Below are 17,527 nucleotides of genomic sequence, written 5' to 3' on the forward strand. Positions count from 1 at the left end.
AGGAGGCTGTGCCCAACCAATTTCGGAGCAGATATGAAGAAGACCGCATCATCAGCAAAAGGATCTTTCCCCGATCACAGTGCAGCTAATGCAGCAGCTCGCAACACAGACAGTGCCCCCGCCAAATTCGCCCAGGTGTCCGACGACGCTGCGTTGGTGAAGGCAGTACAAACTGGCGATTTGGTGGCAGCGATGCCATCCAATTCCATCAAATCGTCAGAATATGGAATGGAGGTGGGCATGCAGCCACCACAGGGCCCGTCGGTTAGTGCCAATTCACGACTCCCAGGCTCCAGTACGCTTACTGAAGACAGCGGTACGGAAAAAACCGGCAGTTTTGCAACCGAAGGACTCAATGCGACGATAGAGCCATTGGATCGGGTGCGCGTGGACTCGACGAACCGGCATCTCACCACCAACCAGGGCGTGGCGGTTGCGGACAACCAGAACTCATTGAAGGCCGGGGTGCGGGGCCCCGCACTGCTAGAGGACTTCATCCTCCGCGAAAAAATCACGCATTTCGACCATGAACGCATTCCCGAGCGTATCGTCCATGCCCGGGGCTCGGCAGCGCACGGATACTTCGAGTGTTATGAACCCCTGACTCAGTACACCAAAGCCGCCCCCTTCCAAGAGGCTGGCAAACGGACGCCTGTGTTTGTGCGATTTTCAACCGTGGCCGGCGAACGCGGCTCCAAAGATACGGCGCGTGATGTGCGTGGCTTCGCCGTGAAGTTCTATACAGACGCAGGCAATTGGGATCTGGTAGGCAATAACATGCCGGTGTTCTTTATCCAGGATGCGATGAAATTCCCGGACCTGGTACATGCTGTCAAACCTGAACCGCACCACGGCATGCCGCAGGCGGCAAGCGCCCACGATACTTTTTGGGATTTTGTGTCGTTGATGCCGGAGTCCACCCATATGTTGATGTGGCTGATGAGCGATCGCGCGATCCCCAGAAGCTACGCCACGATGGAAGGCTTTGGCGTGCATACCTTCAGGCTGGTTAACGCCGACAACGTATCGGTGTTCGTCAAGTTCCACTGGAAGCCCAAGTATGGAACCCATTCGCTGGTGTGGGATGAGGCTGTCAAGATTGCAGGCGCTGATCCAGATTTTCACCGGCGGGACCTGTGGGAGCGCATCGAATGCGGCGCCTACCCAGAATGGGAGCTGGGCATGCAGATATTTACCGAAGAGCAGGCCGAAGCATTCAGCTTCGACATATTGGACGCGACCAAGCTGGTGCCTGAGGAGTTGGTTCCAGTGCAGCGCGTCGGACGCATGGTGCTCAACCGCAACCCCGACAATTTTTTTGCAGAGACGGAGCAGGTTGCCTTTTGCGCGGCGCACGTCATTCCAGGCATCGATTTTTCCAATGACCCCCTGCTGGCCGGACGCATCCACTCTTACATCGATACGCAAATTACGCGCTTGGGCGGACCCAACTTCCACGAGATCCCTATCAATGCACCGATAGTGCAGGTTCACAACAACCAGCGCGACGGCATGCATCGGCAAGCCATCCATCGCGGCCGTGTGGCCTACGAGCCCAATTCGCTCGCCGGGGGCTGCCCTTTCCAGGCTGGCGCCGCCCAGGGCTTTGTGACCGTTCCTGAACGAATGGCTGCCCAGGAGGCACAGTCGAAGGTGCGTGCGAAACCTGAAAAATTTGCAGACCACTACACCCAAGCGAGGCTGTTCTTTGAGAGCCAAACCGCCCACGAGCAGGCCCACATCGCTGCGGCATTCCGGTTTGAACTCAGCAAGCTGACAGTGCCTGCCATCCGGCAGCGCATGGTCGCCTCCCTGCGGAACGCGTCCGAGAAACTGGCACAACAAGTCGCCGAGGGCCTCGGCATGAAAACCGCTCCAGATGCCATGCCCAAAGTCGTGCAAGATGTAGCGGAACCCGAGGTCAAAGTCTCGCCATCGTTGTCGTTGATGGGCCGCAGTCCCGACAGCGCCATCACAGCACGCAGAGTGGCAATTCTGGTAGCGAACGGCGTCGCGGGTAGTGAGGCCACTGCGGTGCACGCAGCGCTTTTCTCTGAAGGGGCTGTACCGCGCTTTGTAGCTCCCCGCATTGGCCCTGTGGTGACCACCGACGGTAGTGCGGTCGATGCCGATGCATCGCTGGAAAATGAACCGGGCGTGCTGTTTGATGCTTTGGTCCTACCCAGCGGGGTCGAGGCGACCGACGCACTGGCGAAAGATGCCCATACCTTTGAATTCATCAAAGATCAGTACAGGCACGGAAAAACCTTGCTGGTGTTAGGTGCGTCCCGTGCGCTTCTGAAGATGGCCACCATTGAGCCGCTACTGGCCGACGGTAGTGCCGACCCCGGCATCATCATCGCCGGGGAAGCAGGCGCCGATGTGGTCAACGCCTTCATCGCAGCAATCGCAAAACACCGCCATCCCGAGCGAGAGACCGACCCGCCCCGGGTCTAGATTGCAACCAGCCTCCGTCTAAAATCGAAAGAGATAACACCATGTCTACCCCTCAATCCAACGTTCGCCGCCCCCTAACGGAGCTCGCTTCCTCTTCGTTGAACACCCTTTCCGCCAAGAACCAAAGCTCTGCGACAAACCCGGAAGTGGCCATCAGCAGCATTTCCTCAGCACCTATTCTTGTCCATTGCCATCTGCGTTGGGACTTTGTGTGGCAACGCCCGCAACAAATTTTTTCGAGACTGGCACGCAACCACGCAGTGCTTTTTCTGGAAGATCCCATCGAAGGCGAGGGATTGCCCCGGTTGGACATCAGCTCGCCGCAGCCCAATATCGTTCGCGTAGTGCCCATCTTGCCCGGCTTTGCCGGCAACCTGTCTGTAGATGCCCAAAGCGATGCCACGCTGAAGGTGCTGTCAACCGCGCTGGCAGAACACCCTCTGCTGGCGGGAAAATTTTTGCGCCCCATACAGTGGTTCTACTCACCCATGTCCGCAAAGGTGTTCATGGACAAGTTCGACGCAGTCGCAGTCGTATATGACTGCATGGACGAACTGGCCAACTTCAAGTTTGCACCGCCCGACCTCGCTGAACGCGAGGAGGAATTGATGGCACGGGCCGACATCGTTTTCACTGGCGGGCACCAGTTGTTCAAGGCGAAGTCGCAAGGACATGGCAATACGCACTTCTTCGGCTGCGGCGTTGACGTTGCTCACTTTGGCAGAGCCCGTCTGGCTGCAACAGCCGTGCCGGATGACATCGCCGCACTTCCGGGCCCGGTCATCGGCTACTTCGGCGTAGTGGACGAACGTCTGGACTACGCTCTAATCCAAACCATAGCGGAAAAATTCCCCGCTGGTTCGATAGTGATGGTTGGTCCCTTGGCCAAGGTAAATCCTGACGACCTGCCGAGGCGGCCAAACATCCATTGGATGGGTCAGCGTGCATACACCGATTTGCCGAGCATCGTCAAAGGATTTGACGTATGCCTGATGCCGTTCGCGCTCAATGCAGCTACCCAGTACATCAACCCTACCAAGACTCTGGAATACATGGCGGCAGGGAAGCCCATCGTATCCACGGCGGTTCAGGATGTGGTGCGCAACTTCACCCCCATTGTCCAAGTTGCCTACACGCATGAAGCATTTGCCGAGGCAGTGCAGTTGGCTCTAACCGAGCCACAATTGGATTTACTGGCACAAGGCGTCCAGCGGGCCGCTGGAGCCACGTGGGATGTGACGGTGACCAACATGCGGTCCCTGATGGTGCGGGCTACAGAGCTCGTCTCCAAAGGCATCGCGTCCGAGCGGGTGACAGCGTCGGTCAAGGAGCTGCCGGTTCACGCCAAAAGGCTGCGGTCCACCACCGGTGCGGGCGAGCTGGAAACAGCCGGAGATCAGATGTGAGCACCACCCATGACATTTTGGTTGTTGGCGCTGGCTTTACCGGTGCGGTAGTCGCGGAGCGCCTGGCATCAAGCGGGCTGTCTGTTCTGGTGATCGACAAGCGGACGCACATAGCGGGTAACGCTTTCGACACCAAGGACTCCAACGGGGTGCTGATACACCCTTATGGTCCACACATTTTTCATACAAACAGCGTGGCAATTGTTGACTATCTCTCGGCATTCACTGGGTGGCGCCGGTATGAGCACCGTGTATTGGCCAAGGCTGGCAGCCTGCATGTGCCCATTCCCATCAACATAGACACGGTTAATGCTCTCTATGGACTGTCCCTAGACGAGTCGACAATTCAGGCCTACTTCGATAGCGTGCGTGAGCCTTGTGTTCATCCTCTGACCAGCGAAGACGTGGTGCTCAATGCAGTGGGTAGAGACTTGTATGAGAAGTTCTTTCGCGGCTACACACGCAAGCAATGGGGCCTGGACCCTTCGGAACTCGCGGCCTCGGTAGCAGCGCGCATTCCGACTCGCACCAACCACGACGATCGATATTTCACCGACACTTTCCAGTGCATGCCAAGCGAAGGCTACACCCGGATGTTTGAACGCATGCTGGACCATCCGCGCATTGATGTGCAGGTAGGGGTGGATTACTTTGCGTCAGACCATAAAGCTGGCGCGCGCCACACAGTTTTCACCGGCCCCATCGACGCTTACTTTGACCATTGTTACGGTGCCCTGCCCTATCGGTCCATACGCTTTGAGCACGAGCATCTGCCAAATACGGCAAACTTTCAGCCCGTAGGGACCATCAACTACCCCACTGACTACGAGTACACGCGAATCACAGAATTCAAGCATTTGACAGGGCAAGCCCACAGTGGGACGTCGATCGTACGAGAATATCCAACAGACAAGGGCGATCCGTACTACCCAGTTCCGCGGCCCGCCAACGAAGCGCTGTTCAAATGCTACGAAGCGTTGGCTGAGCGGGAGGCGAACGTCACTTTCGTGGGCCGCTTGGCACAGTACCGCTACTACAACATGGACCAGTGTGTTGGCGCGGCGCTGAAGTCAGCTTCCGACATTGCCAAAAAAATGGGCCTGCAAGGAGCAGCTGTGCAGCAGCAACCTCTGCAAGGCTCAAACATGAGGCGCCAGACATCGGAAGTCCAAGCGGTGACCACCGGTGCATGACACCGCGGATACATCCCCTTCCCCGGCACCAAAGCGCAGCATAGAACTGTGGGGTGGCATTGAAAGCACGGTCAACCGTGTAGGAGATAAGTACTTCACGCAGCTGGAGCGCAGCGGCCATGACACGCGGGAAGACGATTTGGAACGCTGCGCAGCGCTGGGTATTCGCACCATGCGCTACCCTGTGTTGTGGGAACGTGCGGCTCCCGACACTCCCGATGCGCTCAATTGGCAATGGACGGACGCGCGGCTGCAACGACTCAGGGATTTAAATATTGGTGTGATTGCAGGCCTGCTGCACCACGGCAGCGGTCCGCGTTACACAAGTTTGGTGGATCCGACCTTCGCCATGCAGTTCGCGCAGTATGCCGGGCGCGTAGCCGAGCGTTACCTATGGATAGCGAGTTATACCCCCGTCAACGAACCCTTGACCACAGCACGCTTCAGCTGTCTGTACGGCGTCTGGTACCCCCATGCGCGCAATGAGCAGTTGTTTAAGGATGCTTTGCTGAACCAGTGTAAAGCCATCGTGTTGGCAATGCGGGAAATTCGCCGCGTCAACCCTGACTCACGTCTGGTGCAGACAGAAGATTTGGGCAAGACCTATAGCACGCGTACCATGGCCTACCAGGCCGCGTTCAATAACGAACTACGCTGGTTGGCGTGGGATCTGCTCTCTGGCCGGGTTGACCGCATGCACAAGCTATGGGAGTGGCTGACCACCCGCTGCAAGGCTTCCGTTTCGGAATTGATGTGGTTTGCCGATAACCCGTGCCCCCCAGACATCATTGGCGTCAACCACTACATCACCAGTGAGCGCTTCCTTGACGAAAGGCTGCAGCGGTATCCGAACCGGTTCCATGGCGGTAACGGCCGGCATGCTTACGCAGATATCGAAGCGGCGCGGTGCCTCGCGGTGCCTGCCCCGGGCTTACCGAAACTGCTGGAAGAGGTCTGGTCCCGTTACAGTACACCGCTAGCAGTTACCGAAGTGCATATCGACGCATCCCGAGAGGACCATTTGCGATGGTTCCACGACATCTGGACGGCGTGTTCTGCGGCAAGAGGGAAAGGTATTGATGTTCGGGCCGTCACGGCCTGGGCGCTGTTCGGCTCGTTTGACTGGAACTGCCTGCTGTCCCAGGTAAACGGCTATTACGAACCTGGGCTGTTTGATATTCGGGCTCCCCGCCCTCGAGAGACGGCAGTTGCGCGACTGGCCACACAACTGGCTGCGGGGGATACGCCCAACCACCCAGTATTGAACCAGCCTGGTTGGTGGCAACGCGATGACCGTTTTTTCTGTGCTCCAGCTGAAGCCGTGCAACTTGCGGACACGGGGTTTCAGCCAAAACCGGTCCTCCCGGCAAGACCAGTACTCATATGCGGAGCGTCTGGCACGCTCGGTCGGGCGTTTGCTCGAATTTGCAAGCGCCGGGGCTTAAGCGCGGTCCTGTTGTCGCGCAAGGATATGGATATTGCGGAAAGCACCAGCGTGAGTGCCGCACTGGACCACTACCGGCCATGGGCCGTGGTCAACGCCGCGGGCTACGTTCGTGTCGATGATGCAGAGGCCGACGTTGATGGCTGCTTCAGGGAAAACACCTTGGGACCCGAGGTGCTGGCGGCGGCCTGCGCAGCACGCGACATTACACTTGCAACGTTTTCCAGCGATCTGGTGTTCGACGGGGCATCTTTGGAGCCCTATGTTGAGACCGATGCGCTGGCGCCACTGAACACCTATGGTCACAGCAAAGCCCAGGGCGAATCGAAGGTAATGGCAGCCCATGCGAGAGCGCTGATTGTGCGAACCAGCGCCTTTTTCGGCCCGTGGGACAGACACAACTTCGTTAGTACGACGTTGCAAGCGTTGGCCCGCGGTCAACCGCTGCGTGTGGCAAATGATCTAGTCATGACACCGACCTACGTGCCGGACCTGGTAACGGCAACGTTGGACCTGTTGATCGACCGTGCTACTGGAGTGTGGCACCTGACCAACGGTGGCGCCCTCAGTTGGGCAGAATTGGCGCAGAGAACTGCTGAAATGTCGCGCGGTGACGCATCGCTCATCGTGCAATGCGACAACGCCTCATTGCGGCTTGCAGCGGCGCGGCCCGCTTACAGCGCGCTTGCAAGTGGACGGGGCTCCATCATGCCCACACTGGACAGCGCCTTGGACAGATTTTTCGCGGAGAGAGAAGCAGCCTGACCCGAACGCCAGTGTGAGGTATCGCACGGATGTGCCTTCGATGTTTCTTTACCGTACGAACATGCTAAACGACACCTTTCCTCCAGCGGAGAATCCACTGGGATCCATGCCCGATACGAATACCGCTTCGTATGCTGGGCATTCTCAGTTGCTATCGGCATTTGATCATTTCGCATCCAGGGTGACGCGTTGGGCAGGCTCTCCATTGGGGTTCTGCCTCGCAGTGCTGACGGTCGCCGTCTGGGCACTTGTGGGTCCGCTATTCGGCTTCTCCGAAAGCTGGCAATTGGTCATCAACACGGGGACCACCATCGTCACATTTTTGATGGTCTTCCTCATTCAACAGAGTCAGAACAAGGACAGCGTGGCCATGCATCTGAAGCTGAACGAATTGCTGGCTTCCAGCCGCAATGCAAGCAACCGCATGATTGGGATCGAAGAGCTGGACGAACAGGATTTGAGAGAGGTGGCGCAGTTCTATGCTCGGCTGGCGGAACGCGCCAAATCGGCTGGCAAAATCAAAGAGACGCATTCAATTGACGAAGAAGGTATGCCCACAGTTGAGCATCGCGTCGACACTCCGAAATAATTCAACTGCCTTTCATCATTTTCATTGCCTTGGTTAGAGCTTTGGCCGAGCGTGCATAGTTCTTCCAAGGGGTATTCCCAACGTCCAGCCGGGTTTGGACGTTGCGAATGTTCCATTGATTCGCTCCCTGCAGTGTCATTAGTTCGCTCCACTCCACCGGTACTGAGATACCAACACCGGGCCTGGCGCGGGCAGACCATGCGGCTACTGTCGTAGCACCCACGCCATTGCGCAAGTAGTCTATGAATATGCGGCCAACGCGGTTCTTCGGGCCGCTCTTGGCAACGAAAAGGGTAGGCAGTGTGCGTGACAAATGTTGGACGATCGCCTGCGCGAAGTCCTTGGTTTCTACCCAACCATGGACGGGCTTGATGGGTACCACAACGTGAAGGCCCTTGCCCCCGCTGGTCTTGAGGAACGAGGTCAACCCCAGTTGCGTCAAGAAAATGTGAACCGCCTCCGTGCCGCGTTGGATGGTGGGCCAGTCAACGCCCTCTCCGGGGTCCAAATCAAAGATGATGCGGTTTGGGTGACCAAAGGATGCGCCGAAAGCATTCATGGAGTGAACCTCCACCATGTTCCACTGTGCGGCCGAGAGCAGCCCTTCCTCTCGCACGACCTGTAGCAGAGGTGGATGATCCATATAAATGGCTGGATCCATCTGTTCAATTCCAGGCAATTTTTCTGTTTCAGCATGCTTCTGAAAAAACAGCTGCCCCCCCACACCGCTCGGGGCCCGCACCAATGACACGGGGCGGTTTTCCAGATGCGGCATCATGAGCTTGCCCACTAAGGCGTAATACCGCACCAGATCAAGCTTTTGGACGCCTGTGCTGTCATCAATGACACGGTCAGGGTGCGTGATACGCAAGGTACTGACCAGGCTATCGGGCTGCGGCTTCGCTGATCTACCGGGCTTGGTGGCAAGCTTCGCCGATCGCGGCGCACTGGCTGCCTTCTCCCGGGTGATGGCGCTTGGCGGCTTGTCCGTGCGCAAACCATGGAAGGACGAATGGCGGATATGGTTAGCCCCGGTCCATTCTGCAAACGTTACTTCGGCCACCAACTCCGGGGTTACCCAGTGGGGCTTGCCCACTATGCCCTTACTGTCGTCGAACGGGTTGGTCGTGGTTGCCAGTGCGCCAAGCTTTTGCTGCAAATCCTTCAACACCCTGTCGCTAAAACCGGTGCCGACATTGCCTGCGTACACCAGCTTGCCAGCGTCGTCGTGCACACCCAACAGTAGCGAACCCAGCCGCTTGCGAGAACCTTTGGGATCGGTCCAGCCACCAATCACAAACTCCTGCCGCAAACTGCACTTGAGCTTGATCCAGTCCAGTGACCGCGCCGATTGGTAGACCGAGCCACGTCGTTTGCCGATCACCCCTTCCAACCCCATTTGGCAGGCGGAAGCAACGATACTGTGGGCCGAGGCATCAAAGGCCTCGCTGAAACGCACAGTACCGCGCGGATTTGCGTCCCCCAGCACGGTCCGCAGCTGATTGCGCCGGTCCTCAAGCGGCACATTGCGCAAGTCGTACCCGCCACAATACGGCAGGTCAAAGACAAAGAATTTGATGTCCTGGGTCTTTGCACTATCAAACGAGTTTTGCAATGCGCCAAAGTCCGGTACCGCCTGGTCATTGAAGACCACGATCTCACCGTCGTACCAACCATCTGGTAAACCCAAATCCGATAACGCGGTGTGCAGGGCGCCCAGTTTCGGCGTCCAGTCGTTGCCATTACGCGTGAACAGCTTGACGTCTTTACCGTGCACGCGCGCAAGCAGGCGGTAGCCGTCAAACTTGACCTCGTAGACCCAGGCGTTTTCATCGCTAGGGGGGCCACTAACCAGCGTCGCCAGTTGGGGCGCGAGCATCGCGGGCAGCGCAGCCTTGACGGCCCCTTCTAAGGCCGCGACGGAGCCCCCATCACCCCTTTGCGCAACGTTTTTCCTCTTGCGATTCGACGCCGTGCCCGGTTCTGCGGGTGCGACCACACGCCGATTCACCTTGGGTGGGGTCAAATCCTTGACGCTATCCGGCTGTTCATCCACAACGCTGAACTCGCTGGCGGGTTTGGCCCACTCATCCTTTTCCTTGATCAACAGCCAGACTTCCTTTTTCTCGCCGCTGCTTTTTATGCGAATCAATGCCCATTTACCCGACAGTTTGTGGCCGTGGAGCACAAATTTAAGGTTGCCGTCCCTTAAGCCCTGCTCGGGGTCCCCGATCGGCTCCCAGGTACCTTTGTCCCACACAATCACCTTGCCTGCACCGTATTGCTTGGGCGGGATGGTGCCCTCGAATGCGGAGTAAGAAATGGGGTGGTCTTCCACCTGCACGGCCATGCGTTTGTCGTGCGGATCGTAGCTTGGGCCTTTCGGAATGGCCCAGCTCTTCATGGTCCCGTCGAGTTCTAGCCTGAAGTCGTAGTGCAGACGGGTGGCCCAGTGCTTCTGCACCACAAAACTGAGGGCGTCCGTGCTCTCCTTGCCCCCCTCGGCAGGCTCGCTGGTGATGGAGAAGTTGCGTTTGGCTTTGTAAGCGCCGAGCTTGTCCGTAACGGCCATGGAACGCTGTGTTAGTGCAAGCCTGGCAACAACACAACCTTACGGCAATCCTGCTCTTTTTCGTCAAAAATCTTGTAGCCCTGTGCGGCCTCCTCCAAGGACATGCGGTGCGTGATCAGAATGTCTGGATTCAGTTCGCCAGCCATGATGTGCTCCAACAACTGGGGCATGTGGTGTTGAACATGCGTTTGTCCGCAACTGAAATTCAGGCCTTTGTCAAAGGCATCGCCGATCAGAAAGGCATGGATAAAGCCGGCATATAGACCTGGCAAGCTGACCGTGCCCCCGCGCCGGGTAGCAGCAATGGCTTGGCGAATCACCTCTCCGCTGCTGCCCTCCATCTTCACCATGGTCAGCGCAGTTTCCACGACACTGCCCTTGGCTTCGAAACCGACACAGTCAATGCTGCCGTCCACGCCGCGCCTGTCCGTGTGATCCACAATGTACTGGGCTGGATCGTCAATCTCATCAAAGTTGATGGGCTCCACACCATAGGCCTGAACCGCATGTTGTAGCCTGTAAGCATGATGGTCCACCATGAAGATCTTTTCTGCGCCGAGCAAGCGGGCACTGGCCGCCGCCATCTGACCGACCGGCCCCGCTCCAAATATCGCCACGGAGCTGCCGGGGCCGATGCCAGCATTCAGCACAGCTTGGTAGCCGGTGGGCAGAATGTCGGACAGAAACAATACCTTTTCATCTGCAATGCCAGGTGGTAGCAACAGCGGGCCGACGTTCGCTTTCGGAACGCGCACGAACTCGGCCTGGCCCCCTGCGTAGCCGCCGTAGAGGTGCGTGAAACCGAACAGGCCTGCGCCGTGGCGTATGCCCTTGCCATTCATCAGCGTGCCGGGATCGGGGTTAGTGGTCTCGCAGGCAGAAAAGAGCTTGCGTTTGCAGAAGTAACAATCGCCACAGGCAATCGTGAACGGGACAACGACCCGATCACCTCGCCTGAGATTCGTCACCGCTGAACCCGTCTCCTCGACGATGCCCATGAACTCATGGCCCATGATGTCTCCACTCTTCATGCCCGGCACCTTGCCACGGTACATGTGCAGGTCAGAACCACAAATCGCGGTGGCTGTCACCCGCAAGATAATGTCATCAGCTTGTTGCAGCACCGGATCCGGTACGGTATCAACCCTTACGTCTTTCGATCCATGGTAGGTCAATGCTTTCATTCTGCGGCTCCTCCTCAGGGTGAACAAGGATTGCCGAAAACGTATTCCGATGGCGGCAATAGTATGTAGTGCGCCCAGCGTACGGGCAAGCATTTGACCGATCTGTGCGATCCGTTACATTGCTCATAGCCGGGGGCCGCACAGGTTGCACCCAACAGCTTGGTCCGCGGAAAAACAAAAACCCTTGTAAATCGTGAGACTTACAAGGGTTTTATCTTGGCGGAAACGGAGGGATTCGAACCCTCGATGAGGCTCTACACCCCATACTCCCTTAGCAGGGGAGCACCTTCGGCCACTCGGTCACGTTTCCTGAACAGCGCGCATTATCTCACGACTTTGCGCAGTTTTTTAACTCGCGGGCTGGTCCAGATCAAAAGCTTTGTGCAAAGCGCGTACCGCCAGCTCCATGTACTTCTCGTCGATGACGACGGAAGTCTTGATTTCGGATGTGGAAATCATCTGGATGTTGATGCCCTCCTCGCTCAGCACGCGGAACATGCGGCTGGCCACACCCACGTGGCTGCGCATGCCGATGCCGACGATGGAGACCTTGCAGATCTTGGTGTCGCCGACCACTTCTTCCGCGCCCAGCGTGGGCAGCACCACATTGCGCAGCAGGTCCACGGCCTTGGCATATTCGCCACGGTTCACGGTGAAGCTGAAGTCAGTCTTGCCGTCTTTGCTTAGGTTCTGGATGATCACATCGACTTCGATGTTGGCATCAGCCACGGCACCCAGGATCTGGTAGGCGATACCGGGTTTGTCGGGCACGCCCAGCACGGAGATTTTGGCCTCATCGCGGTTGAACGCAATGCCCGAAACAATGGCTTGTTCCATTTTCTCGTCTTCCTCAAAAGTAATCAGGGTGCCGGACTTGGCTTCCTCGTTGATGTCGATGTCCCAGTCGGTGAAGCTGCTCAGTACGCGCAGCGGCACCTTATATTTGCCGGCAAATTCCACCGAACGGATCTGCAGCACCTTGGAGCCCATGGATGCCATCTCCAGCATCTCTTCAAAGCTGACGGTGTGCAGGCGACGCGCCTCGGGCACCACGCGGGGGTCAGTGGTGTAGACGCCATCGACATCGGTGTAGATCAGGCACTCAGCAGCCTTCATCGCCGCGGCCACTGCCACGGCCGAAGTATCGGAACCACCGCGTCCCAGCGTCGTGATGTGACCATGCTCGTCCATACCCTGAAAGCCGGTGACGATGACCACCTTGCCCTTGGCCAGATCGGCACGCACGCGGGCATCGTCGATCGATTCGATACGGGCTTTGGTGTAGGCGCTGTTGGTGCGGATCGGCACTTGCCAGCCGGCGTAACTGACTGATTCCATGCCTTCAGCTTGCAGCGCAATCGCCAGCAGCGCGCTGGAGGCCTGCTCGCCGGTAGCTGCCAACATGTCCAGCTCACGCCCGTACGAGTCGCCCTGCTTGGTGGGCGCCAACTCCTTGGCCAAGCCCAGCAAGCGATTGGTCTCGCCGCTCATGGCCGAGGGTACGACCACCATCTGATGACCCGCGCGCGCCCACTTGGCGACGCGTTTGGCGACATTGCGGATGCGTTCCGTTGAACCCATCGACGTGCCGCCGTATTTGTGAACAATCAGTGCCATGAAATGAGTAATTTTTGAAGCAAAACCTAGGGATTGTACCAAGTCAGAACATCGCTGCTGCGCTGCACAAAGCCACTGCCCACTTTGATGTGGATGCGATGACCGCGCGTTGTGCAATCAGCTACCTGGTCCAGCAATTCCGATAGCTGCGCGGCGCTGGGCACGCAATGGAAATTTTGCTTGAGCCAATAGCGCAATGCATTGGCCTGGCGCGGCCGGCTCAGGGCCTGCAGCGCCTTGATGCGCGGCAGCCCATCCGCACTGCGGGCCACCAACTCCAAGTCCTGTGCCGCCACCTCCTCCAGCAGTTGCTGCCCCTGGGCCGCATGGCTGGCGCTACGGGCAAAAGTGTCCAGGAACTGCGGAAAGGCGGTGCGCAGAGCTGGCATCAGCCGCGCGCGAATGCGGTTGCGGGTGAACTGCTCGTCCTGGTTGGTCGGGTCCTCGACAAAAGGCACGCCGCGCAGTGCCAGCCAGGCGCGGATATCGGCTCCTGCAACGCCCAGCAATGGCCGATAGTAGTCAATGCCGTCGCGCTGCCAGTGCGCGGGCATGGCGCTCAAACCAGCCAGCCCTGCGCCACGGCTCAGGGCCAGCAGCAAGGTCTCCACCTGGTCATCAGCATGTTGCGCGACCGCTATTGATTTGATAGCTGGTTGCGCACATCCCACGGGGGCTAGCGCCGCAAAAGCCATATAGCGTGCCTGACGGGCGGCATCTTCGGGACTTTGTCCTGCCTGCTTGCTGGCGTCCACCTTCTGGACTTGCAAGGGCACGTTCAGCCGCCGGCATAGCGCGCGGCAGTGGTCTTCGAACAGAACTGCCGCAGCCTGCAGGCCGTGGTTGATGTGGATGGCGCTGACCTGGCCCGGCCACTTCTCGGCACAGGCCACCAACAGCGCCACAGAGTCGGCACCACCACTGAGCGCAACGGCCAGCGGCAAGGTGGGGTTGAACCCCGCAATGGCTTGATCTACAGATTGGGTCACTGGAAACACTCACGCGCACAACGCGCGTACCGACGAGCCTGGGGGGCAGAGCGTTCTGCGCAGGTAAAGGAGGAGCCCGCACAGCGGGCGGAGGACACGGAGCAGAACGCTCTGCCGCCCAGGCTCCCACACGAGACCAGACGCGGGCCCAGGGACTCAGCGTCCAGCAGTCTTGGTATCGGTATAGCGCCCATAGCTTTGCAGGCGCTCGTAGCGGCGGTCCAGCAGCTCCTTGACCTTCAGGTCGCTGATCTGGCGGTAGGCATCGGCCAGCGCGCGCTTCAGGAACGCGGCTGCCTGTTTCATGTCGCGGTGTGCGCCGCCCACGGGTTCGTTGACGATCTTGTCGATGACGCCCAAAGCCTTCAGGCGGTGGGCTGTAATGCCCATGGCCTCCGCCGCATCAGACGCCTTATCAGACGTCTTCCACAGGATGGAGGCACAGCCTTCGGGGCTGATGACCGAGTAGATCGAGTACTGCAGCATGATGACCTGGTCGGCCACCGAAATCGCCAGTGCGCCACCGGAGCCGCCTTCACCAATGATGGTTGTGATGATGGGCACTTCGAGCTGGGCCATCTCAAAAATATTGCGGCCAATAGCCTCAGACTGGCCGCGCTCTTCGGCGTCAATGCCGGGGTAGGCGCCAGGGGTGTCGACAAAGGTGAATACCGGCAGCTTGAATTTCTCGGCCAGTTTCATCAAGCGCAGCGCCTTGCGGTAGCCCTCGGGCTTGCTCATGCCAAAGTTGCGCAGACCACGCTCCTTGGTGTCGCGGCCTTTTTGTTGGCCCAAGACCATGCAAGGCGTGCCATTGAAGCGGGCAAGGCCGCCCACGATGCTCAAGTCATCGGCAAAGTGGCGGTCGCCGTGCAGTTCGACAAAATGCGTGAATAACTCGTTGATGTAGTCCAGCGTGTAAGGGCGCTCAGCGTGGCGGGCAATCTTGGTGATTTGCCACGGCGTCAGATCGCTGTAGATGTCTTTGGTGAGCTGCTGGCTTTTCTTGCTGAGCTGCTCGATCTCGGCAGAGATATCAACTGCAGACTCGGTCTGCACGTAGCGCAACTCTTCGATCTTGGATTCAAGCTCGGAGATCGGTTGTTCGAAATCCAGAAATGTCTTTTTGGCCATGGTCACATCCTATTCTGTTGGGGACAGATGTGAAATCCATCCCGCTTATCAGTCGGGGACTAGGCCCGGGGCCTGTCCCAAAAAGTTTTAGTAGTCCACCTGTACCGGGTCCAACGAGCGCCAAATATACCAAGTTGCGACGGTGCAGTACGGCGCCCAAGCGGCGGCCACCTCGCGGGCATCGCTGCGGCTGACGGCATCGCCGGAGAAATAATTATGGCTGATCCCGGTGATCAGGCCCACATCGTCCAGAGGCAGCACATTCGGCCGCATCAGGTGGAAAATCAAGAACATTTCGGCCGTCCAACGGCCAATGCCCCGTATAGCAATCAGTTCGGCGACGATCTCATCATCGCTCATCGACTCCCAGGATTTGACGTGCAGTGCGCCATTGTCGAAGTGCAGCGCCAGGTCCACCAGGTATTCCACCTTTCGCGCACTGAGGCCTGCGGCACGCATATCGTCCACTTTCAGCTTCAGCACATTGGCTGGCGTCAGCTTGCGCGGCAACAGCTCAAAGCGTTCCCAAACGGTTTGCGCCGCCTTGACCGAGATTTGCTGGCCCACGATGCTGCGCGCCAGCGTCACAAAGGCATCGCCCCGGGTTTCCAGGCATACATCGCCAAACTTGGGGATCAGGCGCTTCATGACCCGGTCTTTCTTGACCAAGTGCTTGCAGGCTTCTTCCCAAAAATACGGCGTCTGTCGCTCCGCCAACGGCTTCTTCACAGTCGCCATCACTGCACCGCTTCCCAGCTCGTTCCGGTGGGGGAGTCCTTGAGCACAATGCCTTGCGCAAGCAGATCTTTGCGAATGCTGTCAGCCAGCGCGAAGTCTTTTGCTGCCTTGGCGGCCGCGCGTTCCTGAATTTTGGTCTGGATAGCCGCCTCATCCAGCCCGGCGCCGGCCTGCAAAAAGGCTTTGGGGCTATCTTGCAACAGGCCCAGAACGCCACCCAGCGCCCTCAACAGACCAGACAGTTCTGCAGACTGCGTGCGGTTGACTTCGCCCGCCAGGTCAAACAGCACAGCCACCGCCTCGGGCGTGCCAAAGTCTTCGTCCATGGCGGCCTTGAAGCGGGCGGCATGGTCCTGGGTCCAATCGATGCCCGCGGTCAACTCCGCCGGGGCCACCAGATCCAGGGCCGTGTACAGCCGCTTGAGCGCGTTGCGGGCGTCGTTCAGGTGGGCGTCGCTATAGCCCAGATCAGACCGGTAGTGGCCCCGCACCAGGAAGAAGCGTACGGTCTCTGCATCGTACTTCGTCAGCACATCGCGGATCGTGAAGAAGTTGCCCAGGCTCTTGGACATCTTCTCGTTGTCCAGCTGCACCATGCCGTTGTGCATCCAAATTTGGGCCATGGGTTTGCCGGTCACGCCTACTGTCTGTGCCAACTCGTTTTCATGGTGGGGGAATTGCAAATCCGCGCCACCACCATGGATGTCAAACGTCTCTCCCAACGTCTGGCAGCTCATGGCCGAGCATTCGATATGCCAGCCCGGTCGGCCCACGCCATAGGCATGGCCGCTGGCAGCGCTGTCCCACTTGGCGTCAGCAGGCTCTTCGGTTTTGGCGGCCTTCCACAGCACAAAATCAAGCGGGTCGTTCTTGCCATCATCGACTGCCACCCGCTCACCGGCACGCAGACTTTCCAGCGACTTGCCGGATAGCTTGCCGTAGCCATCAAACTTGCGCACCGCATAGTTCACATCGCCAGAACTGGCCTTGTAGGCCAGGCCCTTGCCCTCCAGCTGGCGGATCATGTCCAGCATCTGGGGCACGTATTCGGTGGCACGGGGTTCGATCGTCGGCGGCTCAATGCCCAGGCGGCCAATGTCTTCATGCATGACACCAATCATCTCGTCGGTCAGCGCACGAATGGGTATGTTGCGCTCCAGCGCGCGGCGGATGATCTTGTCGTCGATGTCGGTGATGTTGCGGACATAGGTGACGCGGTAGCCACTGCTTTTGAGCCAACGCTGCACCACGTCAAAGGCCATCGCCATGCGGGCATGGCCAATGTGGCACAAGTCGTAAATGGTCATGCCGCAAACGTACATGCGCACATGGCCGGCTTCAAGGGGGGTAAATGGCTCAAGCCCACGCGACAGCGTGTTGTAAATGCGCAAACTCATGGGTATTTCTATGCTGCCTCCCAGGGACAGTCGGCCTGGGCA

The 17,527-nt window shown here is 58.4% G+C and carries 12 protein-coding genes and 1 tRNA gene; 5 read left to right on the plus strand and 8 right to left on the minus strand.

All coding sequences use genetic code 11. The features are described from left to right. The first annotated feature begins 33 nt into the window (after positions 1-33). The 5 genes from AC097P_RS17655 (at position 34) to AC097P_RS17675 (ending at position 7,854) form a co-directional block, all read left to right on the plus strand. Positions 34-2,457, plus strand: a complete 2,424-nt coding sequence (locus AC097P_RS17655) for a catalase (RefSeq protein WP_479611742.1) — start codon at positions 34-36, stop codon at positions 2,455-2,457. 41 nt (positions 2,458-2,498) lie between these two features. After that, a complete protein-coding gene (locus AC097P_RS17660; protein ID WP_479611743.1) occupies positions 2,499-3,863 on the plus strand; it encodes a glycosyltransferase in 1,365 nt (454 codons plus the stop codon). Beyond that, positions 3,860-5,056 (plus strand): UDP-galactopyranose mutase, encoded by a 1,197-nt coding sequence (glf, locus tag AC097P_RS17665; protein ID WP_479611744.1) that lies wholly within the window; start codon positions 3,860-3,862, stop codon positions 5,054-5,056. The genes AC097P_RS17660 and glf overlap by 4 nt, the downstream gene beginning before the upstream one ends. Then, positions 5,049-7,265: a sugar nucleotide-binding protein gene (locus AC097P_RS17670; protein ID WP_479611745.1), complete on the plus strand. Its 2,217-nt coding sequence runs from the start codon at positions 5,049-5,051 to the stop codon at positions 7,263-7,265. The genes glf and AC097P_RS17670 overlap by 8 nt, the downstream gene beginning before the upstream one ends. A gap of 61 nt (positions 7,266-7,326) precedes the next feature. Beyond that, positions 7,327-7,854 carry a low affinity iron permease family protein gene (locus AC097P_RS17675; RefSeq protein WP_479611746.1) on the plus strand — a complete coding sequence of 176 codons (528 nt, stop codon included), beginning with the start codon at positions 7,327-7,329 and terminating at the stop codon, positions 7,852-7,854. Position 7,855: 1 nt separating this feature from the next. On the opposite strand, the gene ligD is transcribed toward AC097P_RS17675, so the two are convergent. The 8 genes from ligD to cysS all read right to left on the minus strand — a co-directional run bounded on the left by ligD (position 7,856) and on the right by cysS (position 17,485). After that, on the minus strand, positions 7,856-10,426 hold the full coding sequence (gene ligD, locus AC097P_RS17680; protein ID WP_479611747.1) for a DNA ligase D: 2,571 nt from the start codon (positions 10,424-10,426) through the stop codon (positions 7,856-7,858). Positions 10,427-10,437: 11 nt separating this feature from the next. Continuing rightward, positions 10,438-11,610, minus strand: a complete 1,173-nt coding sequence (locus AC097P_RS17685) for a zinc-dependent alcohol dehydrogenase (protein WP_479611748.1) — start codon at positions 11,608-11,610, stop codon at positions 10,438-10,440. 217 nt (positions 11,611-11,827) lie between these two features. Then, positions 11,828-11,920 (minus strand) — tRNA-Ser (locus AC097P_RS17690). 38 nt (positions 11,921-11,958) lie between these two features. Then, entirely contained in the window at positions 11,959-13,227 is a 1,269-nt protein-coding gene (locus tag AC097P_RS17695) for an aspartate kinase (protein WP_479611749.1), read from the minus strand. Positions 13,228-13,253: 26 nt separating this feature from the next. Next, a complete protein-coding gene (gene tilS / locus AC097P_RS17700) occupies positions 13,254-14,216 on the minus strand; it encodes a tRNA lysidine(34) synthetase TilS (RefSeq protein WP_479611750.1) in 963 nt (320 codons plus the stop codon). Positions 14,217-14,372: 156 nt separating this feature from the next. Next, entirely contained in the window at positions 14,373-15,350 is a 978-nt protein-coding gene (locus tag AC097P_RS17705; protein ID WP_394782438.1) for an acetyl-CoA carboxylase carboxyltransferase subunit alpha, read from the minus strand. An 87-nt stretch (positions 15,351-15,437) separates the two neighbouring features. Next, entirely contained in the window at positions 15,438-16,088 is a 651-nt protein-coding gene (locus tag AC097P_RS17710) for a DNA-3-methyladenine glycosylase family protein (RefSeq protein WP_479611751.1), read from the minus strand. Then, entirely contained in the window at positions 16,088-17,485 is a 1,398-nt protein-coding gene (cysS, locus tag AC097P_RS17715) for a cysteine--tRNA ligase (RefSeq protein WP_479611752.1), read from the minus strand. Before cysS ends, AC097P_RS17710 begins: the two co-directional genes overlap by 1 nt. Positions 17,486-17,527: the final 42 nt, after the last annotated feature.

Source organism: Rhodoferax sp. ZS1R8 (assembly GCF_056521325.1).

Coding starts and splice junctions, on each gene's coding strand:
- AC097P_RS17695 (WP_479611749.1), bottom strand. CDS start 13,227: ATGGCACTGATTGTTCACAAATACGGCGGCACGTCGATGGGTTCAACG.
- AC097P_RS17710 (WP_479611751.1), bottom strand. CDS start 16,088: ATGGCGACTGTGAAGAAGCCGTTGGCGGAGCGACAGACGCCGTATTTT.
- ligD (WP_479611747.1), bottom strand. CDS start 10,426: ATGGCCGTTACGGACAAGCTCGGCGCTTACAAAGCCAAACGCAACTTC.
- AC097P_RS17675 (WP_479611746.1), top strand. CDS start 7,327: ATGCTAAACGACACCTTTCCTCCAGCGGAGAATCCACTGGGATCCATG.
- AC097P_RS17660 (WP_479611743.1), top strand. CDS start 2,499: ATGTCTACCCCTCAATCCAACGTTCGCCGCCCCCTAACGGAGCTCGCT.
- AC097P_RS17685 (WP_479611748.1), bottom strand. CDS start 11,610: ATGAAAGCATTGACCTACCATGGATCGAAAGACGTAAGGGTTGATACC.
- AC097P_RS17705 (WP_394782438.1), bottom strand. CDS start 15,350: ATGGCCAAAAAGACATTTCTGGATTTCGAACAACCGATCTCCGAGCTT.
- AC097P_RS17655 (WP_479611742.1), top strand. CDS start 34: ATGAAGAAGACCGCATCATCAGCAAAAGGATCTTTCCCCGATCACAGT.
- cysS (WP_479611752.1), bottom strand. CDS start 17,485: ATGAGTTTGCGCATTTACAACACGCTGTCGCGTGGGCTTGAGCCATTT.